This window comes from Collimonas arenae (assembly GCF_000786695.1).
GTDB classification, from domain to species: domain Bacteria; phylum Pseudomonadota; class Gammaproteobacteria; order Burkholderiales; family Burkholderiaceae_D; genus Collimonas; species Collimonas arenae_A.
In genome coordinates this window covers 3,323,056-3,340,269 of record NZ_CP009962.1, presented here as the reverse complement: position 1 = coordinate 3,340,269, position 17,214 = coordinate 3,323,056, and the positions used below count along the sequence as shown (strand labels likewise).

The window sequence follows — 17,214 nt, the reverse complement described above, 5'->3', positions numbered from 1 at the left end:
GCCCCGACGTAACAACGCCAGGTTAATTTTGCAACAGCCTCTAAGGCTCCTGGCTGGACAAACTGGCCAATCTATCCAGATGCCGGGAGTGACGTGATGCGAACGACGAGACGAATACTGTAGCCGTCAGCTTGGCGGCCGCAACGTTACGGCGGCGGCATGCAGTGGCGGCGATGGCAATGCGGTGAAGCAGGGCAGGCGTGCGGCATCGTCGAATAACGATGTTGGAAAAAGCGGAACGGCTGATCTGTATCTAACGCAAGGCATATTGCTTTCCCCTTGAGGATTGACAGCGGCAGCCGGTTCTCTTTTTATTGTCCCTGGTCAGAGAAAAAGCAGCCCTTATGCACCATGTTTCGAAAAGTAATTCAGGCTTGTTGGGAATTCAGAGTAAAGCAAATATTTCCATGTGGCAATGTAATTTATCGTTTTATTTTGTAACAGAGAACAGACAGATCTGTTTAATTTTCGAATGTAAAACTAGATGGTTTTTTGAATGTAAAGCCAGGCTGGCTGTGCTTGAGCGGCGGTCACAAGTGCGTCATGCTGCGCTTCATGTAAATGGCTGGACCACTGCTTGGGTGTGCATGAGTGGCGCGACCCGTGATCGCAACATATTTTGTATACTCGAGCGATTAGCCGTAACGCACCCCGCCTATTTTCGAAGAGGTTTTCATGCAAGCAGTACAAGCCAAGTCGCGTCTGCACTGGCTGCCGTTCATCGTCGCCGCCACCTTTTTCATGGAGTATCTGGATACCACGATCATTGCGACGGCATTGCCGCAGATGGCGCGCGACTTTCATGTCGGTCCAAATGAATTAAGCCTGGGCATGACCGCTTACATGCTGACGCTGGCGGTCTTCATCCCGGTCAGCGGCTGGGTTGCCGACCGCGTTGGTTCGCGCACCGTGTTCGCTTCGGCGATCGTGATTTTTACACTGGCGTCGATACTGTGCGGGCTGTCCGGCAGCGTGTTTGAATTCACCGCGGCCCGTATCCTGCAGGGGATAGGCGGCGCGATGATGGTGCCGGTAGGGCGCCTGATCGTGGTGCGCAACACCAGCAAAGACAAGTTGATGCAGGCGATTTCCACCATTACCTGGCCAGCCATCGTCGCGCCGGTGGTCGGTCCTTCGATTGGCGGCTTTATCACCACCTATGCGTCCTGGCACTGGATATTCCTGATGAATGTGCCGTTTGGCATAGCGGCCCTGAGCGCGGTGATTGCCATCGTTCCCAATGAACGCGGCGACAACCGGCGGCCGCTCGACATGCTGGGTTTTGTCCTCAGCGGCGCGGCCTTGACCTCCTTGTTGTACGGCACCGAACTGGCCAGCCACATGGAAGCCAATTTTGTCGTCGCGTTGAGTTTTGTGGCGGCCGGCATTGTGCTGGGCGTGATTGCCTATCGCCATGCGTTGGGGCGCGAACATCCCTTGCTCGATTTTTCGACATTGAAGGTGCCGACGTTTTCAGTCACGGTCATCACCGGTTCGGCCACCCGCATCGGGATTGAAGCCGTGCCGTATCTGCTGCCGCTGCTGTTCCAGATCGGTTTCGGCTTGTCGGCATTTCGTTCCGGCTTGCTGCTGCTGGCTAGCGCGCTCGGCAATCTGGGTATGAAGATGTTCACCACGCGCATCATCAGGTGCTACGGTTTCCGTCGCGTTGCCGTGACCAACGTGACGATTGCCGCGCTGTTCGTATTTGCCTGCAGCTGGCTGACGCCGTCGACGCCGCTGGCATGGATATTAATCACCTTGTTCATCTACGGCCTGGCGCGTTCCTTGCAATTTTCGACGCTGGCGACACTGGCCTATGCTGATATCGGCGAAGCGCAGAAGAGCTCCGCCAGCACCTTGTGGAGCGTGGCGCAGCAAATGACGATCGGCATGGGCATTGCGTTCGGCGCTTTGGCATTGCGGGTTGCGGCCTATTTCCGCGACGCTGATGTGGCTGCTCCTGAAGCGCATTTCGTCCTGGCCGATTTTCACTGGGCCTTTGTGATGGCGGCGATGTTGACGCTGATTACCGTGCTCGGCTATCGCGGTCTGGCGAGGAATGCCGGCAGCAACCTTGGCGGTGGCGCGCAGTCGAAACAAAGTAACGCCGTCACGCGGTAGCTAGGTTGAGCGGCGGGCAGCTTTGCCCGCTACTGAGAGGCCTTGTCTGTTTCTTCAGCGTGGACAGAACGTCGTTCGGCCAGAGAGAAAATCATCATGCCGGCGAGCATGGCAACAACAAATAATATTGCTTTTGGCTCGCCGCTGCCGAGGCTCACCAGGCTCGGCCCTGGGCAGAATCCCGCGAGGCCCCAGCCGGCGCCGAACAGGGTGCTTCCGGCGAGCAGGCGGCGGTCGATGCGCGTCGTTGTCGGCAACGACATTGGCGCCCCGAATGCGCTCTGCTTGAGTCGCCGTGCAAGTGCGAAGCCGATGGAGCTGATCGCGATTGCACCTGTCATAACGAACGCTAGCGATGGGTCCCAATTCCCGGCCAGATCAAGAAAGCCCAGTACCTTGGCAGGGTTGGCCATGCCGGATACGATCAGTCCTATGCCGAATATCATGCCGGCCAGTAGTGCGTTGAGAATCAGCATGTCACAGCTCCAGCAGATGGCGAATGACGAAGACTGTGCAAAAGCCCGTCGCCATGAATGTCGCGGTGGCGGCAAGCGAACGGACTGAGCCGCGTGACAGGCCACATACGCCGTGGCCGCTGGTGCAGCCGGACGCGTAGCGGGTGCCGATGCCGACCAGCAGGCCGGCCGCAACGAGCGTTAGCGGCGATGACGTAATTGTTGCGACGGGTAGCGATGTGAAAGATTTGAATAGCCAGGGTGCAGCGAGCAGCCCAAGCACAAACGCGATGCGCCACACCCGGTCGCCAGGAGGTGCGTTGAACAGGCCGCCAAGGATTCCGCTAATGCCAGCGATGCGGCCGTTTCCGATCACGAGCAGCATTGCCGCAAAACCGATTAGCAGGCCGCCAGCCAGCGCCGCGATCGGCGTGAAGTGCGCAAGATCGATACTCATTTCATGCCCCCTTTGGTTTTGCCGCAATAGAGGCTCGACAATGTCTGCATAATGCTGAGGACTTCGGCGCTCGCCAGGCTGTAGTACATGTATTTACCCTCACGGCGTGCGTTGACCAAGCCTTCTTCGCGCAGCACGCCGAGGTGTTGCGAAAGGCTCGGTTGACGAAGGCCTATCGAGGCTTCCAGTTCACCGACGTTATGCTCCCCTTCGAACAACTGGCATAGCAGCAGCAAGCGGTCTTCCTGCGCCATGGCCTTGAGGAGTGCGCAGCACTTTGCCGCGGAATGACGCAGCGCGTCGAGCGCAGCGGGAGAGGGCGTTTCCATTGGTTGATAATCCTTTGCCTTTCAATGTGTCAATTTAAATTATATATTAAGACATAATGTATTTTGATATATTGATTGAAGCATGAAATGGAGCATGAAAAGGAATCACATCGTCCGCCTGGCGGAAGCGAGCATAAATTCGTTTATTGCTTTTGCCGGAAGGTTGCTTGATAACGGGCTTTAACAGCGACACTAACAACAGGCTTTAACGTCACAGCAAACATCCGTATTCGGATCGATAACGGATCGCGCTCACCCACTTGGGATAATGATCATTTGCGATCGCTGGCATCGGACGGAGCGCATCTACTTGAACCCCTGCCAATGCTGATCATCTCCCACTAATCGTGAAAATTTAGTTGTCGCAATCCCATGTAATAAGTTGTAGAATTGCAACAAATAAATTGCAATTAATTCAATCGCACAAAACTTTGAAACCAGCCCTTTAGCGGCTGGTTTTATGTTGTGCTTACTCGGGATAGAGGTTTTTATCCGCCTCAAGACAGGACGAAAAAATGATCGTGATTTGGAAGGGTTGGGGCTTATTGGTTATCGTCATTGCAGCATTGATAGTAGTATTGACGACTACGGTTTTTGACAAGATCGGTTTGCCGGTCGCTTTTGGTGCTGCACTCGGAATGTTCATTTCCGCAGCCGCGATCTGGCAGGTCGGAAATAAATTCAACTCGCCGCTCAAGAACAGGATCCTGATTGATAAACAAAGCGGTGCGGAGGTGGTTTTAAAACCGGATCATTCCTTATTTTTCATAAAAATGCAGTATTGGGCATTCATTGCAGGTGCGATCGGTCTGTTCATGCTGATCAATCTTGTGGCGGGGCGTCAGGCTTGACGCAGTCGAATTTTAAAAAAAGAATGGCGGCGAAGCCCAAAGCAAGCGAACCGCCATTGTCATGTTTTCCTAGTCTGAGGACGTCCATGCGACCAGCGATCGAACGCAAAGAACCAAGCGGCAGCGCCATGAAATTTATGGGGCTGTTTTTTTTCGCCTGCAAGCTCCCGAGGGGCGCTCGAAATATCCTGCATGTCCTCGCGCTGCTCATGGCGTTGCTGCTCAGCCAGATGGCGTATGCCGCCGCGGGTAGCATCAACAGTTTTTCTCCGCAGGGCGACATCGCACAGGTGCGCCAGGTGCGCGTCAATTTTTCGGAGGCCGCCGTCAAATTCGGCGATCCGAAGGCGCCGATGCCGTTCGATATTAACTGCGCCGAGGCCGGCAGCGGCCGTTGGGCCGACGAGCGCAACTGGATCTATGATTTCGTGCGCGACGTCGGACCGGGCACACGCTGCAGCTTTACGCTGAAGCCAGGCTTCAAATTGTTGTCGGGTGCTGCGGTGTCCGGCAAGACCGTGTTCCAGTTCAATACCGGCGGTCCTGCCGTCATCAATGTCATGCCGTCGGACGATGGCATCGATGAAGATCAGATTTTCATCCTGGTGCAAAACGGCGCCGCGACCAGCGACAGTATCTTGCAACACGTCTATTGCGAAGCCGAAGGCGTCCATGAGCGGATTCCGGTCAAGATGATCTCCGGCCCGGTGCGCAAGGATCTGCTTGATCATTTTGCCGAAAAAATCAATCCAGAGCGCGTCAGTACCTTGCAATGCCAACAGCGCCTGCCCAACGATGGGGCAGTCCAGTTGACCTGGGACAAGGGCGTGATGACGCCGTCGGGCGTCGCCACCCGCCAGCCACAAGTGTTCAAGTTCAAGGTGCGGCCAACCTTTACGGCCAGTTTCAGCTGCGAGCGCGAGAATGCGAATGCGGCCTGCGCGCCGATTCTGCCGCTGCGCGTATTGTTCACCTCGCCGGTGCCACGCAAGCTGGCGGAAAATGTCATCGTGAACGCCGCCAACGGCAAACTGAAGCCGTTCTTTGAAAAAAACGACACCGACGATACGGTGACGCGGCTGACCTTCAATCCGCCTTTCGCCGAGAAATCGGAACTCAGCATCGAATTGCCAAGAGACTTCAAGGACGAAAGCGGCCGTCCCTTATCAAATGCCGCTGCATTCCCTATGAAGACCCGCATGGCGGATTATCCGCCGCTGGCTAAATTTCCTTCCGCGCCATTCGGCATCATCGAGCTTAACGCCGACGCCACGTTACCGGTGACCCTGCGCAGCGTCGAGGCCGGCATGATTGCGCGCAGCGCCGATGGCAAGATCCATCCCGGCAATGTCAGCAACCTGAAAGTCACCGACGACCAGAGCATCATTGCCTGGCTGACCAAGCTCAATCGCTATCACGAAAGCACCATCACCATCAACAAGCAGCCGGTCGAAACCCGCAGCATCGGCATCCTGGCCAAGCAAGCCGGGGTAAAGACCCTGGCGCTGCCGCCGTCGCCGGAAACCAAGGATGGCATCCGGCCGTTCGAAGTGATCGGTATCCCGCTCAAGGATCCGGGTTTCTACGTGGTCGAGCTGGAATCGCAAAAGCTTGGCGCCGCCTTGCTAGGTAAAGCCGCGCCGATGTTTGTGAGGACCAGCGCGCTGGTGACCAACCTTTCGGTACACGTCAAGATCGGCCGCCAGAATGGCGCGGTGTGGGTCACCACGCTGGACAACGCCAAGCCGGTCAGCGACGCCGACGTGCGCATTTCCGATTGCCGCGGCACCGAGCTGTGGCGCGGCAAGACGGATAAAACCGGGATCGTCATGGTGCCGGAGTTTCCGGATGATATTTGCCGCAATGGCGAGCAATCTGAATCCGGACAAATCTCCGGATTCTTTGTCAGCGCCCGCAAGACCGATGAAAAAGGCCGGCCCGACATGGCTTTTGCGCTGACCTCCTGGAACAACGGCATCGAATCATGGCGCTTCAATTTGCCGACGGATACAGACAAGGCCTCCACCGTACGCGCACACACAGTATTTGACCGTACTTTGTTCCGTGCCGGCGAAACGGTGTCGATGAAACATGTGATCCGTACCGAAACCATGCAGGGTTTCGGCTTGCTGGCGAAAGACAAATTGCCTACCCGGGTACGCATCGTCCATCAGGGCAGCGGCCAGGAATACCAGTTTGCACTGACCTGGCGCGGCCAGAAGAATGCCGAAACCGTATTCGCGATACCCAAGGAAGCCAAGCTAGGCAGCTATGAAGTGATGCTCGACAGCGGAACGGTAAAGAGCGTCGTCGACAATAGCAATGCGAGTGCCGAAGGCGACAATGGCAATGACAGCGGTGATCAGGATGATAACAACGGCGGCCGCCGCAGTTATAGCACCGGCGGTTTCCGGGTTGAAGAGTTCCGCCTGCCCTTGTTGCAGGGCCGGATCACGCCGCCGAAGAGCCTGATCGCACCGAAAGAAGTGCCGCTGGATGTGCAGTTGAACTACCTGAACGGTGGCGGTGCGTCTGGCCAGTCGGTGCATGTCACCAGCCTGTTGCGCAGCAAAGGCGTCAGCTTCTCTGCCTACGACGGCTATTCCTTTTCGGCAGCCAGGAACGATGAAGACAATGCGGCGGACGACCAGAAAATCGTTGCCGATAAATTGCCGGTGACGCTAGACAAGAACGGCGGCGGCAAGACGGTGGTGAAGGATTTGCCGGCCATTACAGCGCCGAAGGAACTGCTGACGGAAATGACCTTTGCCGATCCGAACGGCGAAATTCAGACTGTCTCAAGCGTCACGCCGATATGGCCAGCAGCGGTGGTGGTTGGTCTGAAAGCGGGGGAGTGGGTCTCCGTGAAGAAAAAACTGACTTTGACCGCGGTCGCCCTGAACGCAGCAGGCCAGCCGCAAAGCGGCGTATCGATTGACATTAGCGGTTCTTCCAAACGCACCAACTCGTATCGCAAGCGTATGGTGGGCGGTTTCTACGCCTATGAGAACACCACTACCGGCAGCGATCTCGGTTCACTCTGTTCCGGCAAGACTGACGCTCGCGGCCTGATGATCTGTACCGTGGAACTGTCGGAACCGGGCAACATCGAACTGACGGCCAAGGGCAAGGACGATAGCGGCAAGATCTCGCTCGCCACCAGCTCGGTGTGGGTGACCAAACAGGGAGAACTCTGGTTCGATGGCGAGAACCAGGACCGCATCGATATCTTGCCGGAGAAAAAGAATTATCAACCCGGCGAAACCGCCAAGTTCCAGGTGCGCATGCCGTTCCGTTATGCGACCGTGCTGGTCGCGGTAGAGCGCGAAGGCGTGATTGAAACCCAGGTGCTGCAACTGAACGGCCAGGATCCGACCTTCAGCCTGCCAGTCAAGGCCGGCTATGCGCCGAACGTGTTTGTCTCGGTGCTGGCGGTGCGCGGCCGCATGCGCGACGTGCCTTGGTATTCCTTTTTTACCTGGGGCTGGAAAGAGCCGTTGAACTGGTGGCATGAGTTCAAGGAATACCAGGCGCCAAGCGCGACCGTCGATCTTGCCAAACCGGCCTACAAGTTCGGCATTGCTGAAATCTCGGTCGGCGCGGCAGCCAATCAGCTGGCGGTGACGGTCAAGGCTGACCAGCCTAGTTACGCGATCCGCACGACCGCCAAGGTGAATATCCAGGTCAACCTGCCGAACGGCAAGCCGGCGGCCGGCGCTGAAATCGCCCTGGCGGCGGTGGATGAAGCCTTGCTGGAGCTGGAACCCAACAAGAGCTGGGATTTGCTGCAGGCGATGCTGCAGCGTCGCAGCTACGGCGTAGAAACCTCGACCGCGCAGATGCAGGTAGTCGGCAAGCGCCATTACGGCCGCAAGGCGATCCCTGCCGGCGGCGGCGGCGGTAAATCGCCGACGCGTGAACTGTTCGATACCTTGTTGCTGTGGAAACCTGCCATTGTGCTGGATGCCAATGGCCGGGCGCAGGTTGACGTGCCGTTGAACGACGCATTGACCAGCTTCAAGATAGTCGCAGTGGCGCAAAGCGGCGACAGCCTGTTCGGCACCGGCGCGGTGAGTATCCGTTCTACCCAGGATTTGCAGCTGATTTCCGGTCTGCCGCCGTTGGTGCGTGAAGGCGATGATTTCAGCGCCATGGTCACGGTGCGCAATACCACCACGCGTGTGATGCAAGTCAATGCTACCGCCCAGGCAGCAGGCCTGACAGCGCCATTACCAGCCAAAGACATCAGCATCCCGGCTGGCGAGTCGCGCGAGCTGGTGTGGGCGGTGACCGTGCCGCCGGATGCGCCGCAGCTGGTATGGGAAATCAACGCCCAGGAACAAGGCGGCCCCAAGGTCAAGGACGCCATCAAGTTCACCCAGCGGGTAGTGCCCGCAGTGCCAGTGACGGTGCAGCAGGCGACCATGTTCCAGCTCGATAAGCCGTTCAGCATGTCGGTGGCGCCACCGGCCGATGGCCTGCCGGGGCGCGGCGGGCTGGCAGTGTCGTTGTCGCCTTCGCTGGCTGGTAATAGCGAAGGATTGCGCCGTTATTTTGTCAATTATCCATTTTCCTGCCTGGAGCAAAAGACTTCGCGTGCAATCGGCTTGCGCGACGACGTGGCATGGCAAAAGGTGGCAAACGACCTGCCAACCTATCTGGACAGCGACGGCCTGGCTTACTACTATCCGCCGACCGAAAGCAACGCGCGGCGCGGCAGCGATACCTTGACCGCGTATTTGCTGGCGATCACGCAAGAATCCGGCTTTGCGATTCCGCAGCAAAGCCGCGACAAGATGCTGGATGGCCTGGCGGCTTTTGTCGAAGGCAAGATCACGCGCGATTTCTGGTCGCCCAAGAAAGATCTGGACGTGCGCAAGCTGGCGGCGCTGGAAGCCTTGTCACGCTATGACCGGGTACGGCCGGCAATGCTGGACTCGATCCAGTTGTCACCGAACCTGTGGCCGACTTCGGCGGTGCTGGACTGGATCAATATCTTGCAACGCGTGTCCAGCATTCCCGAGCGCGCCAAACGCCTGGCAGAAGCAGACCAGATTATCCGTGCTCGCCTGAATTACCAAAGTACGCGTATGGGCTTTTCGACTGAGACCGACGACTATTGGTGGTGGCTGATGGCCAGTGCCGATGTCAATGCCAACAGGCTGGTGCTGACCATGCTGGACAACCCGGCATGGAAAGAAGATATGCCGAAATTGATCAATGGCGCCATTCAGCGGCAGGTGCGCGGTCACTGGGCAACCACCACCGCCAACGTGTGGGGTAGCCTTGCCTTGCAAAAATTCGGTCAGAAATTCGAAGCTGAAAAAGTCGCCGGCGTGACCAAGGTGTCGCTGGAGCAGGGCGCAACCGTGGTTGGCAGCCAAAGCTTCAACTGGCCAGCGGCCGCAAGCGCCGTTACAACCGAAGGCGGCAAGCTGCAACTGCCGTGGCCAGCCACCAAGGCGCCTGCGGACCTGAAACTGAACCACGCTGGCAGCGGTGCGCCGTGGATTACCGTGCAAAGCCTGGCGGCGGTGACGCTGAAAAAGCCGTTCTCAAGCGGTTACCGGATCACCAAGAGCATCGTTCCGGTCGAGCAAAAGGAAAAAGGCAAATACAGCCGCGGCGATATCTTCCGTATCGATCTGGAGATCGACGCGCAGACCGACATGACATGGGTAGTCGCCACCGATCCGATTCCGGCCGGCGCTACCTTGCTGGGCTCGGGCCTGGGCCGCGATTCGGCGATTGCAACCACCGGCGAGCGGCCAAGCGGCAGCGCATGGCTGGCCTACGAAGAGCGCAGCTTCGAAGCGTTCCGTAGTTACTACGAGTATGTGCCTAAGGGTAAATTCACCATGACCTATACCTTCCGTCTCAATAATCCGGGTGAGTTCAGCCTGCCGCCAACCCGGGTAGAGGCGATGTATGCGCCGGAAATGTTTGGCGAGATGCCTAATCCGAAATGGATGGTGAAGTGAGTTTGAACCAAAACGCGATTTTCGGCGATATCGGCGATCACGACAAGAACGCTGTATCGCCAGAGGGGCAGGGTTACCGGCAGCACTTGAAGCGTTGGTCGTTGACGGTGGTTATGCTGCTGGCCTTCAGCACCAATCAGGCGCATGCGCTGCAAAAATTCGCCGATGTGCAGCAAGAGTTCCGCTCTTCGGAAGCGAGCCTGTATGACCGCAAAGGCCAGCTTCTGCAGGAAATTCGCCTGAATCCGCACGAGCGCCGTTTATCGTGGGTGGCGCTGGAGGATGTTTCTCCGGCTTTGCGCAACGCTTTGGTGGCATCCGAAGACCGGCGCTTCTACCAGCATAGCGGCGTCGACTGGAACGCGGTGGCCGCTGCCGCATGGGGTAATTTGTGGAACAGCCGGACGCGCGGCGCTTCGACCATCACCATGCAACTCGCAGGTTTGCTGGATGACGATCTGCGACGCCGCACCTCGCCGCGTTCGTTCAGCCAGAAACTGTCGCAGGTGATGGTGGCGCAGCTGTTGGAGCGTAACTGGCGCAAGGATCAGATCCTTGAGGCCTATCTCAACCTGGTTAGTTTTCGCGGCGAGCTGGTGGGCATACATGCCTTGTCGCGGGTCTTGTTCGGCAAGCATCCAAGCGGTTTGAGCCAGCGCGAGGCGGCCATTGCCGTGGCGTTGATCCGCGGTCCGAATGCGACGCCGGCCCGGGTCACCGAGCGCGCCTGCCGCATCCTGCAAGAGCAGCATGCCAGCCAGGAGTGCAAGGACCTGGAAAGCTTTGCCTTGCTGGCCCTGGCGCGTACCGGATCGAATTCCGAAGTCATTGTCACCACCACTGCGCCACAGCTGGCGCCGCATCTGGCACGCAGGCTGCTGCGCACACCGGGGCAATCGCTGCGCTCGACGCTGGATGCCGGCGTGCAGCGCTTCGCCACCGATGCCTTGCAGCGGCAACTGGCGGCGCTGACCGATCGCAACATCCAGGATGGCGCCATCATCGCCATCGACAACGCTAGCGGCGACGTGCTGGCGTGGGTTGGTTCCAGCGCAACGTTTTCTCGCGCCGCCGATGTCGATGGCGTGCTGGCCCTGCGCCAAGCCGGGTCGACCTTGAAACCCTTCCTGTACGAACTTGCAATCGAAAAAAGATGGATGACGGCGGCGTCGCTGCTCAACGATGCGGCAATCAACCTGCCGACCGCCAGCGGCCTGTATATCCCGCAAAACTACGACAAACAGTTCAAAGGCTTGGTCAGCGTGCGCACGGCGCTGGGCTCATCGCTAAATATCCCAGCGGTGCGCACCCTGGTGACGGTAACGCCGACCGCTTTTTTCGAACGCCTGCAACAGCTCGGTTTCCAGCTACGCGAATCGGGCGATTATTACGGCTACAGCCTGGCATTGGGCAGCGCCGATATCAGCTTGCTGGCGCTGACCAATGCCTACCGCGCATTGGCCAATCAAGGACGCTACAGCGGTATACGGACTGCGCTTAGCGACCCGCCGGTAAAAATGAGCAAGGCGATGGACGCGGGCGCCACCTTCATCATCGGCAACATTCTCTCCGACCGCAGCGCCCGCAGCCGCACCTTCGGTCTTGAGAACGCACTCTCGACCAGGGTCTGGACCGCGGTCAAGACCGGCACCTCGAAAGACATGCGCGACAACTGGGCTGTCGGTTATTCGGACCGTTACACGGTCGGCGTCTGGGTCGGCAACGCCTCCGGCTTGCCGATGTGGGATGTCTCTGGCGTCACCGGCGCCGCGCCGATCTGGCAAGAGGTCATGCAATACCTGCACAGCCGCGACCAGCTGCGGCAACACATTCCGCAAAAGCCGGACGGCGTGATCGAACAGGCGATCCGCTACGAAGACAAGGCTGAAGCGCCGCGCCAGGAATATTTTTTAGCAGGAACGGAGCAGGCCGTTATCAGAACCGCGAAGTCCGACGATATCGGCATAGCGATACGCTACCCGACGCCAGGCATGCTGGTGGCGCTCGATCCGGATATCCCACCCGAGCACCAGCGCATACGTTTCGAAGCCGGTGGTATCTCCAGCGGCTCCTGGCGGCTTGATGGCAGGCTGCTGAAGCCGGTGGCGCAAACCAAAGCCGGCAAGAAAACGAGCCAGCCAATCTCGGCGCAAAACCAGCAGCTTGCCCTAGACTGGATGCCCTGGCCGGGCCGGCATGTGCTGGAGTTATTGGACGAAAAGCAAACAGTGCTTGATCAAGTCAGATTCGAGGTGCGGGGAGCGGTCGAAAAAGAAATGCCGCCGAAACCCGATCGCCGTAGCCGGAAATAATGGATGTCTCGCTAGTTTTCGCCGCGTGCTATAGCGGCTCCACGAAATTATGATTGCTTATATTGTCTCAAGGTAATTTTATTGTAATTCAGAATTTGAGAACACTAGATAAAACTTCAATCTAAATTGTAGGAAATATGCCAACTTTGTGACCGAGGCGGTCTTGCAGGGTCATGCGAGACCCAACCCCATCGGGAATTTCTACGGCTGCAGTTCAGAGTGCGTGATGCCGGCAGGACGAAATAACTAAATTTGGGCAGGCGGTCAATAGCTGACGGACTAGATTGCGAGAATGATCGAATAGTTGTGTTATGCGGGGAAGTTGAATGTCGCCAGAAAGTCGTTGGCCATGTTTCCAACTGATGGCGAGTACAATGAATTTTGCTTGCAACATTAGGACTGCTGGCGATGTTCTGATGGATTCGATGAATTTTCATATCTAGGAGACGCGAATGACCAAAAGTCTTTTTATTAGCCAGGATGCATCTGGACATTTTATCGTCGAACCTGCTCATAGCAGCACGCCAATTCACACGGCAACGACGCAGGAAGGCGCCATTATCTGGGCAAAGAAAAATCATGCAAACAATCCGCTGCACGCGGCCCGCGTTCCAGAGTTGCATGATAAAAAAATCCCCAGCCATTGGCGCAAAGTCTAACCAGACTAAATCGACTCAGCGGGAAACGCTGGGTCGTGTTGCCGATATGGGAATCGTTCCTTCATTTTTCTGAAGCGCTTTATCCTGGTACGCCTGGCAAAGGTACTGAGATCAGGCGCCTCTGTTTCAGCTTCGCGTCGGAGCGGATGAAATACAAGATGGCGCTGCCGATCATTTCCAGAGCCAGTCGATAGTCCAGTACGTTTCACACCTCACCGAACTCATCCATTTGCCTCTGAAAATCTCCCGAATCCTGCACGCCGGCTACTTGTTTGAGTGCGACGATACGATGATCGCATTCGATCCCATCGTTGAAAATCCATTCAGCAGGAATTGCCATGCCTTCCCTGAAGTCAGCTTTGATCACGAGCAAGTGCGTCAGCTTAAGCTGGACGCCGTTTTTATTTCACACTTCCATGATGACCACTGCTCGCTGGAAAGCCTGGATTTCCTGGATCGCCAGACGCCGATCTATCTGTATTGCATCTTCGAACAATTATTCTCGATGATCCGTGCGTTGGGTTTCGAGCATGTGCATAGCCTGAAAATCGACATGCCCGTGCAAATCGGCGCAATTGAGGTCATTCCCAGAAAAGCCCTCGATGCCGATGTCGATTCCATGTTCCACGTCAAGGCGGCCGGCCTGAACATTCTGAACTTGGTCGACTCATGGATTGATCCTTCTACGTTGTCTGAGCTGGCCGGCTTTGCCCCTTGGGACATGGTGCTGTGGCCCTTTCAGACCATGCACGAAATCGATGTGATAGCGCCATCCCGCGCGGTCTCCGGCGCCGTCGAATTACCGGAAGAATGGATAGGGCAGTTGAGGGCGTTAAATCCCAGGTACGTGGTGCCCAACTCCTGCCAGTTCGTACAGGAACCCTGGTCCTGGTACAACCACGCGTTATTTCCGGTCACCTACCGGCAATTCCAGCAAGAAATCGAGACGGCCTTGCCGACGACACGCGTACTCAGGCTGAATCCATCGGTCTCGGTGGTATTGGACCAGACGTCGCTGGAACCGGCAGCGCCGCTCAGCTGGGTTATCCCGGTTGGCGACCAGGACGTCGATTATCAGTACTGGCCCAATCTCAAACCACCCGCCACGGCTGAAATTGCTGGACGTTTTGCGCCGTTAAGCGTCGAGCAAACTGAGTTGGTGATGAAGTTCTGCCGCACGGGTTTGCCGGAAAAATACCGCGACATGGAATTACCCGACGATAGCTTTTTCCGGCAGCCGCGGCTGTGGCAGTTGACGCTGTACGGTAATGCCGGCGACGCTACGCATTTCCACTATCGTACCGATGGCGACAGTATCGAGCTCGTCGGTCCTACCGACGAACCCTTGTCCTGGACTACCGAGGTCTCGCTCGCCAAATGCTATGCCGCGCTGGCGCTGGGGGAGTCATTGACTTCGATGTATGTCAGGATCAACGACCATACCTTCGATGCCAATGGGATGCCGAGCTTGCCTCTGCGGATATTGTCGACGATCCCTTGATCCGCTGTCTGTTCAATGATTCCGTTGCCGCCTACCAGGCGGCGCAACTGGTACGGATCAACGCAAGGACTGGGCGGGCGCAAGAATTGGTCGCAAAAGAGTAAGATGCAGCTATAAAATGTTGCTATCAAATGCAAGCAATGCGTTATTTTGAAAAAAGGAAACGACAATGACAACAGTAAGCGAAAAAGCCATTCTTGCAGGAGGCTGTTTCTGGGGCGTACAGGACCTGCTGCGCAGTTATCCGGGCATACTCGCCACGCGGGTCGGATATAGCGGCGGTGATGTCGCCAATGCCACTTATCGCCATCACGGCACACATGCTGAAGCTATCGAAGTGACTTTCGATCCGCAGGTCATCAGCTACCGCAAACTATTGGAATTCTTCTTCCAGATACACGATCCCAGCACAACGAATCGCCAGGGCAACGATATCGGGACAAGTTATCGCTCCGCCATTTTCTACACCGGCGAACAGCAGAAGCAGACTGCGGAAGACACCATTGCCGATGTCGATGCCTCTGGCCTGTGGCCAGGAAAAGTGGTGACCGAAGTTGCGCCGGCGGGGCCATTCTGGGAGGCAGAACCCGAGCATCAGGACTATTTGCTGCGTATCCCTGCGGGGTATACCTGCCACTTCGTTCGACCCGACTGGCGGTTGCCGCATCGAGAAAAGTGATAGGCAAGAAGGCCGTCAAGCCTTCAGCATCGCTGCTGGCGCCAAGTGAGTCAGTGACGCCGATTCCGCTACTCTTTTGGAATGGATTGTAGAGAGTAGCGGGGGAGTAGCGCTCTTTATCCGTTGCGGAACAAGAAGCTATAGGCGTTCAGCGCCGGCACGCCACCCAGATGCGCGTACAGGACCTTGGCGCCTTGCGGGAATTCACCCAGCCTGACCTTCTCGATCATCCCGTGCATTGATTTACCCTCGTAGACCGGATCGGTCAGCATTCCCTCCAGGCGGGCGCAAAGGCGGATTGCTTCTAGCGTGCCGTCGTTCGGCAAACCATATTCGGGACCACCAAAGCGTGTATCCAGAATTACGTCCCTGGCGGTGATGTCACGGTCGAGTTCGACCAGCCCGGCAGTATTTTTGGCGATGCGCAGAATCTGATCGAAGGTCTGTTGTGGTTTGGCCGAGGCGTCGATGCCGATGACCTTGTCTGCACGGCCATCTGCCGCAAAACCCACCAACATGCCGGCTTGCGTGCTGCCGGTCACCGAGCAGGTCACGATGTAATCGAATTTGAAACCCAGCTCGGCTTCCTGTTGCCGGACTTCTTCGGCAAAGCCGACGAATCCCAGTCCGCCGCGCGGGTGCTCGGAGCAACCCGCCGGAATCGGAAATGGCTTGCCGCCGGCTTTGCGCACATCTTCCATGGCTTGTTCCCAGCTTTGCCGGATGCCGATATCAAATCCGGCGCTGTCGAGCCGCACGTCGGCGCCCATGATGCGCGACATTTCGATGTTGCCGACCCGGTCGTAGACAGCATCCGAGTAGTTCACCCAGTTCTCCTGCACCAGGACACATTTAAGTCCGAGGTGTGCCGCCACTGCGGCTACCTGGCGCGTCTGATTGGACTGGATGCCGCCAATGGAAACCAGCGTGTCATAGCCACCTTCCAGTGCTTCAGGAATGAGGTATTCGAGTTTGCGTGTCTTGTTGCCGCCGAAGGCCAGGCCGCTGTTGCAGTCTTCGCGTTTCGCATACAAATCTACTTTTCCGCCGAGATGGGCGCTGAGCCGTTTGAGCGGCTGGATCGGCGTGGGACCGAAAGTCAGGGAGTGACGGGGAAATTTCTTCAGGTTCATGGGAGCGGCTCCTGGGGTTAGGGTGCGTATCCGTGCATCAAAACTGGCAAAGAAAACCGGCGTGTCTGAATCCAGATTTCATCGATGCCGAGATCGCATCCATATTAGAATTAAAGCGGTGAAACATGGTTGCAAATTTCACCGGTAAATCGAACTTAAAAGACGAATTTTATTAATATGTATATCTTTTATTTTGAAATTAATAATATGAAAGCAATAAAATTTCGTACAGAGAAGTTGCCGCCTGATGCGGTTGGCGAAGCCCTGGATCGCACCGACCGCGCCATCCTTAAAATACTTCAGCGCGATGCATCCATATCGAATGTGGCGCTTGCGGCAAAAGTGAATATGAGTGCGCCTGCATGCTTGCGGCGCGTTGAGCGTCTCAAGGAGTTGGGACTGATCAAGGGAATTGTGGCGTTGCTCAACCCGCGCGCCCTTGATGCCGGTACGTTGGTGATGATCGGCGTCGTGCTGGATAGATCAACGCCGGAATCGTTTGCCGATTTCGAAAAAGCAGTGCAAAAGGTAGCCGGCTGTCTCGAATGCCATGTTGTCACCGGCGAGTTCGACTACTTCATGCTTGTACGCACAAGGGACAACGATAGTTACAATCGCCTGCACGCAGAGCAGTTGCTGTATTTACCGGGCGTAAGGCAAATCCGTACATTTATGGTGCTCAAGGAAGTTCTTTCTACTACCCAGTTGCCGGTTTGATTTCAAGTGTGCCGGC

Annotated in this window: 12 protein-coding genes; 8 read left to right on the top strand and 4 right to left on the bottom strand. The window is 56.8% G+C overall.

Annotated elements, in window-relative coordinates:
• The first annotated feature begins 675 nt into the window (after positions 1 to 675).
• On the top strand, positions 676 to 2,124 hold the full coding sequence (locus LT85_RS14705) for a DHA2 family efflux MFS transporter permease subunit (protein WP_038490042.1): 1,449 nt from the start codon (positions 676 to 678) through the stop codon (positions 2,122 to 2,124).
• A 29-nt stretch (positions 2,125 to 2,153) separates the two neighbouring features.
• On the opposite strand, the gene LT85_RS14700 is transcribed toward LT85_RS14705, so the two are convergent.
• Genes LT85_RS14700 through LT85_RS14690 form a run of 3 tightly spaced genes read right to left on the bottom strand, consistent with a single transcriptional unit; the run spans position 2,154 to position 3,365 of the window.
• Entirely contained in the window at positions 2,154 to 2,600 is a 447-nt protein-coding gene (locus tag LT85_RS14700) for a YeeE/YedE family protein (protein WP_038490039.1), read from the bottom strand.
• A 1-nt stretch (position 2,601) separates the two neighbouring features.
• The gene (locus LT85_RS14695) at positions 2,602 to 3,036 is read right to left on the bottom strand and encodes a YeeE/YedE family protein (RefSeq protein ID WP_038490037.1); all 435 of its coding nucleotides are present in this window, start codon (positions 3,034 to 3,036) and stop codon (positions 2,602 to 2,604) included.
• Positions 3,033 to 3,365 carry an ArsR/SmtB family transcription factor gene (locus tag LT85_RS14690; protein ID WP_038490032.1) on the bottom strand — a complete coding sequence of 111 codons (333 nt, stop codon included), beginning with the start codon at positions 3,363 to 3,365 and terminating at the stop codon, positions 3,033 to 3,035. Before LT85_RS14690 ends, LT85_RS14695 begins: the two co-directional genes overlap by 4 nt.
• Before the next feature lie 515 nt (positions 3,366 to 3,880).
• On the opposite strand from LT85_RS14690, the gene LT85_RS14685 reads away from it, so the two are divergent.
• From LT85_RS14685 to msrA, 6 genes are all read left to right on the top strand, one after another.
• Positions 3,881 to 4,216 carry a hypothetical protein gene (locus tag LT85_RS14685; RefSeq protein ID WP_038490029.1) on the top strand — a complete coding sequence of 112 codons (336 nt, stop codon included), beginning with the start codon at positions 3,881 to 3,883 and terminating at the stop codon, positions 4,214 to 4,216.
• Positions 4,217 to 4,353: 137 nt separating this feature from the next.
• On the top strand, positions 4,354 to 10,197 hold the full coding sequence (locus tag LT85_RS14680; protein ID WP_437177300.1) for an alpha-2-macroglobulin family protein: 5,844 nt from the start codon (positions 4,354 to 4,356) through the stop codon (positions 10,195 to 10,197).
• 113 nt (positions 10,198 to 10,310) lie between these two features.
• Complete coding sequence (gene pbpC, locus LT85_RS14675; RefSeq protein ID WP_052135537.1) at positions 10,311 to 12,509, top strand: penicillin-binding protein 1C; 2,199 nt, start codon at positions 10,311 to 10,313, stop codon at positions 12,507 to 12,509.
• A 452-nt stretch (positions 12,510 to 12,961) separates the two neighbouring features.
• On the top strand, positions 12,962 to 13,168 hold the full coding sequence (locus LT85_RS14670) for a hypothetical protein (RefSeq protein ID WP_038490027.1): 207 nt from the start codon (positions 12,962 to 12,964) through the stop codon (positions 13,166 to 13,168).
• Positions 13,169 to 13,457: 289 nt separating this feature from the next.
• Positions 13,458 to 14,669, top strand: coding sequence for an MBL fold metallo-hydrolase (locus LT85_RS14665; RefSeq protein WP_367379772.1), 1,212 nt, complete (start codon positions 13,458 to 13,460; stop codon positions 14,667 to 14,669).
• Between the two features lie 169 nt (positions 14,670 to 14,838).
• Entirely contained in the window at positions 14,839 to 15,348 is a 510-nt protein-coding gene (gene msrA / locus LT85_RS14660) for a peptide-methionine (S)-S-oxide reductase MsrA (protein ID WP_038490024.1), read from the top strand.
• Between the two features lie 116 nt (positions 15,349 to 15,464).
• Here the strand turns inward: msrA and LT85_RS14655 are convergent, their stop codons facing one another.
• Positions 15,465 to 16,481 (bottom strand): 1-aminocyclopropane-1-carboxylate deaminase, encoded by a 1,017-nt coding sequence (locus LT85_RS14655; protein ID WP_038490020.1) that lies wholly within the window; start codon positions 16,479 to 16,481, stop codon positions 15,465 to 15,467.
• A 207-nt stretch (positions 16,482 to 16,688) separates the two neighbouring features.
• On the opposite strand from LT85_RS14655, the gene LT85_RS14650 reads away from it, so the two are divergent.
• The gene (locus LT85_RS14650; protein WP_038490018.1) at positions 16,689 to 17,198 is read left to right on the top strand and encodes an Lrp/AsnC family transcriptional regulator; all 510 of its coding nucleotides are present in this window, start codon (positions 16,689 to 16,691) and stop codon (positions 17,196 to 17,198) included.
• Positions 17,199 to 17,214 lie beyond the last annotated feature (16 nt).